Here is a 4,779-nt window from a genome sequence, read left to right as displayed (position 1 = left end):
CCTACACGCAGCGCGTCGACTGGAACGACCGCAACCGCTGGCTCATCGGCGGCGGGCTTGAGCTTGCGAACGAAAAGGGCTTCACCGCCGCGGTCAGGCTCGAGGGCGAACTCACGCACGGCGACGGCGCGGCCGTCACGGGCGGGGCGGAACTGCGCTGGAGGTTCTGAGTCTCCTCTGATCTTCCGGGCCGGTGAAAGCGCCGGCCCGGAAGCGGCATCGTCCGGAAAACAGGGCGCCGGCCGTTCCTCCCCGAGTCTCTTCAGGCCTCGGGAGGAGCGGCCGTTCTGTCATTGAACTCTGCAAAACAGTCTCTTGCGCGGCGGCAACACCGCCCTGTCCCGTTCCTTGATTTCCGGCGCTTTAAAGGGAACAGACCCTCCCCGGCCGCCGTCACGCCGCCCCTGCCCTTCCGCCTTGTAAACAAATTCGACCGCGTCAGCGTTAGTCCCTGTAGACAGAATGCCCCCGGGGCGGTAATTTGATTTGTATACACGACTCGGAAATATGCCTTTCCAGGCACCTCCGGGTCTGTCGGTTTAACTCGACGGGAAGCTTTGAGAAGAAGCGGCATGCAGACGCCGCGACTCCCGGGAAAACACGCTGGGAGGTGTTTATGAACCGCACATACAGAATCGTCTTCTCGAAGGCCCGCGGGGCGCTGATGATCGTGAACGAGCTCACCGGCTCCGTGCAGAAGAAGGGAACGCGCACCGTGCTCGCCGCGGCGGTGGCGGCGACGCTCCTCGCCGGCGCGCCGATTGCCGGCGCAACGACCTATGACGAGCCCTTCTCAAGGACGAGCTATCAGCTCTCGGGCACGGGCAAGTCGGACACGTTTAAGGACACCGTCACCGTGAGCGGAGAAGGCCACGTCAACGAGGGCGCCACGGTCACGGTTGAAAGCGGGGTCGCGGCGGGCTTCGGGTCTCTCACCATCAAGACCGGCGGCACGTACGCGGGCGACTCCGCGACGACCGTGAACCGTTCGGTGCAGATCCTCGGCGAAGGATCCACCTTCACCGCCGACTCGCTCAAGGCGGGCTACATCTATGTAACCGAGGGCGGGAGAATCACGGGCGAGGTCGCGCTCAGCACGTCGACGAAGTACGGGACCATCGGCAACATCGTCGTGAGCGGCTCCGCAAACGGCACCGACTCGACAGCACAGCGAGCATCACCGGGAAGCTCCAGGCGTCGGCGGGCGGCGACTTCTCGTCCACGGGCAAGACCTACATGACCGGCATGACAAACGTCTCGGGCGAGAGCTCGTCCATCGTCGCGGCCTCACTCTCCACCACCAACATAGAGATCACCGACTACGGTTCCCTCGGCTACATCGACGGTGTCGTAACGAACGCAAAGGCGGGTTCGCTCACCACGAGAACCGGAGGAGCGACGATCACCACGGGCGGCAAGGCCATCGTCACGACGGCCAACGTCACCGAGAACCTGCTCATGCAGAGCGGTTCGAGCCTTACGGTTCTGGGGAACGGTTCCACCGCAACGGCACCTGATGTTGGAGGAAACATCACCGTCTCGGTATCAACTGTTGACACGGTATCAGCCTATACCGACGGGAACCTCACTGTCGAGACGGGCTCGAAGTGGACCGGTGACGGGACCGTCAACGTCATGGGGGATGCCACGATACGCGGCAGCGGAACAACCTTCTACGCCGCTAAACTCTGGGCCGATTACATCAGCGTCGAAGGCGGCGCCCAGGTGGGCTCCGTCGGAAACGAGGTTGCGATCTACACCTTCAACCGTTCCGAAAAGACGACCACCGGAAGCGTCAGCGTCAAGGGCGATGACGGCAACGGCAGCGACTCGAAGCTCTATGCCTCGACGGCGAACATCAACGGGACGCTCTCCGTCACAGGCGGCGGCGACTTTTCCTCGACCGGCAATACCTGGGTGACTGGCTCGACCCTGATCTCGGGCGAAGACTCGTCCGTTGTCTCGACCGCGCTCTCCACCACGACGATCGTCATTGAGGCAGGCGCTTCGCTTGGATACGTTAACGGTGACACCGATCAGATCTCTGCGGGCACTCTCACGACAGGCTCGGGCGGCGCGATCGTCAAGGGCAGCTCGGTCGCCGTCACCATCACGAACATTGCCACCGAGCTCGCCGTGACCGAGGGCTCCTCCTTCACGGCGCTCGGGAACGCCGCCGGCACGGACGCCGTCACGACCGGCACCAACCTCCGCGTCGACGACTCTTCGATGAACGTCGCCTCGGCAAAGGTGAACGGAACCCTGACGGTTGAGAACGACGCGAACTATGCGAGCACCGGAACGACGAACGTCATGGGCACCGCGCACATCCGCGGCAGCGGCACGACCTTCACCGGTGAGGCCCTCTGGGCTGACTACGTCGACGTCTACGGCGGCGCACAGGTCGGTTCCGAGGATGACGGCGTCGAGATCGTGACCTATCTGCGCTCCGACGACGCCAACTCCGGCAATCTGCGCGTCTACAGCGGCGACGGCGAAACCGACTCCAAGGTCTACGCCACGTCGGCCACGATCGCGGGCGACCTCACCGTGACTGCCGGCGCCGACTTCGCCTCGAGCGGGGAGACGAAAGTCACGGGCAGAACCGACATCGACGGCTCGACCTCGTCGGTCGTGGCCGAGGGCGGCGTTACGACGGGCGACCTTCAGATCACGAACGGCGCCTCCCTCGGCCTCGCGGATGGTGAAACCAGCAAGGCCGGCGCACTCACGGCCACGGGCAGCGTCGCCGTTTCGAGCGACGCGACCGCGGTCGTTACGACGGCCGACATCGAGACGAAGCTCTCGGTCTCGGCGGGCGGCAGCTTCACCTCGACCAGGCTCGAGGCGGAGAGCATCGCCGTCACGGGCGCGGGCTCGAGCGTTCTCGCCACGGCAGGCGCGACGACCGGCTCCATCTCGGTAACCGGCACCGGCACGGCGGCCTTCTCTTCGCTCGCCCTCACGGACGGCGACGCGTCCGTGATCTCAAGCGGCCTCGTCTATGTGGGTGACACCACCTCGACCACGCTCGCCGAGGTCCAGGAGTCGCTCGGGTCGTCGGTCGCGGCCGTTCTGTACATCGATGACGTCGCCGAGGACTCGACCTTCTCGGCGGGCGACGGCATCACCGTGGGCGCGGCCGGGACCGCCGCTGCAGCCGGTCAGATCACCGTCGGCTCCGGCGGCACGGTGGTCGTGGGCGACGGCGCGCTCTCCGAATCCGACAATACGTACACGATCCGCGTCACCGGCGACATCGTCGCCGAGTCGGGCGGTCTCATTGATTTGACGAGCGTCGGCAAGATCGACACGGCAACGGTGATCGAAGTGGCCGAGGGCAGCCTCTCCGCCGCCGATCCCGCCTCGATCCTGACGGGCAGCACCCTCTATGCCGCCTCCGTCGCCGAGGACGGCACGATCACCTTCGGGCTCTCGAGCTCCGGCACGTCGTCGCTCACCGAGTACCTGTCCGACTCCCTCGCCTCCGCGATCAGCGCTCAGCTGAACGGCGGCGGTGCCTCGGCCTCGGACGCAACGGGCGCGGGCTGTATCGTCGGCATGCTCGAGAGCGGTTCTTCCTCCGAGGACATGGGCCGCGCGATCGAGTCGGTCGCACGCATCGGCGCGCAGTCGGGCGTCTTCCAGAGCTCGGTCGCCACGGTCGGGATCATCACGGGCATGACCGAGAGCCGTCTCGGCTTCAACACCGCCGCGGCCTCGCCCGCCGTGGTGCGGCTCAACGGCTCGTCGCAGGCCTTCTCGCTCGCTGGGGCGTTCGCCGACGCCTCGATCACGATGACGGACACGCAGGCCCCGGCTCCGGCCGCAGGCGCCTTCGCGGATGATTCGACCGTCGCCTGGGTGTCGCACGTCTATTCGAAGACGAAGAGCGACGGCTTCGGCGCGGGTCACTTCTCGACCGGCGTGGATGCGCAGTTCTATGGCGTCGCTCTGGGCGTCGACTAGGCCGCGGGCGAGAGCTCGAGGCTCGGCATCGCCTTGAACCTCGGCACGGGCGACGTGGACTCCGAGGGCAGCCTCGACAAGACCAGCACGGACTACAGCTACTACGGCGTGACGGGCTACTTCGGCCGTCTCGCGGGTCAGTGGGCCATCGTCGGCGACGTTTCCTTCGGCTATGTCGACGGCGACGTCGAGCAGAGCAACACCGCCGGCCGCTTCACGGCGGACGCGAAGTCGAGGATCTTCTCGGCCGGAGCGAAGGCGAAGTACACGTTCGAGACCGACTGCATCGACATCGCTCCCTACTTCGGCGCGCGCTTCAACCTCGTCAAGATCCACGGCACGGATGCCTCCTCGGCCGGCGTCGCCATGCTGCATTCCGACTCCGTCACCAAGGCTTATGCCGAAGTGCCGATCGGCGTGCAGTTCTCGAAGGCTCTGAAGGCTGCGGACGGCACCGTCGTGAAACCGGTGCTTGATCTCTCGGTGATTCCGGTGCTCGGCGACGAGCATCTCGACACGACGGTGAAGTTCAGCGGTGTCACGAATGCCGCGACGGTCTCCACCGAGGTCCTCGACCGCTGGAACTACTCCGCGAAGCTCGGGGTGACCGCCGAGAAGGACCGCTTCGGCATGGGTCTGGGGCTCTCCTACACCGGCAGCGAGAACGCGGATAACTACGCCGTCACGGCCAACTTCCGCTATAAGTTCTGACACCTTCTCTCATCCGGGCCGGCGACCTCCCACGCAGGCTCCGGAGGGGCAATCCCGGGGCGGTGCCGCTGAGGCGCCGCCCTTTCTGCAGTGAAAAAA

At 65.6% G+C, this 4,779-nt stretch carries 2 protein-coding genes and 1 pseudogene; all 3 read left to right on the top strand.

The window, feature by feature from the left end; genetic code table 11:
- Positions 1-616: 616 nt before the first annotated feature.
- Entirely contained in the window at positions 617-1,240 is a 624-nt protein-coding gene (locus Q4F91_RS12850) for an ESPR domain-containing protein (protein WP_303338127.1), read from the top strand.
- Positions 1,237-3,969 (top strand): hypothetical protein, encoded by a 2,733-nt coding sequence (locus tag Q4F91_RS12845; RefSeq protein ID WP_303338126.1) that lies wholly within the window; start codon positions 1,237-1,239, stop codon positions 3,967-3,969. The genes Q4F91_RS12850 and Q4F91_RS12845 overlap by 4 nt, the downstream gene beginning before the upstream one ends.
- Positions 3,970-3,987: 18 nt before the next feature.
- A pseudogene (locus tag Q4F91_RS12840) lies at positions 3,988-4,680 on the top strand (autotransporter outer membrane beta-barrel domain-containing protein); the annotation flags it as partial.
- Positions 4,681-4,779 lie beyond the last annotated feature (99 nt).

Source organism: Sutterella sp. (assembly GCF_030539355.1).
GTDB lineage: Bacteria > Pseudomonadota > Gammaproteobacteria > Burkholderiales > Burkholderiaceae_F > Sutterella.
This window is presented reverse-complemented; position numbering and strand designations above follow the sequence as displayed.

Coding starts and splice junctions, on each gene's coding strand:
- Q4F91_RS12850 (WP_303338127.1), top strand. CDS start 617: ATGAACCGCACATACAGAATCGTCTTCTCGAAGGCCCGCGGGGCGCTG.
- Q4F91_RS12845 (WP_303338126.1), top strand. CDS start 1,237: ATGACCGGCATGACAAACGTCTCGGGCGAGAGCTCGTCCATCGTCGCG.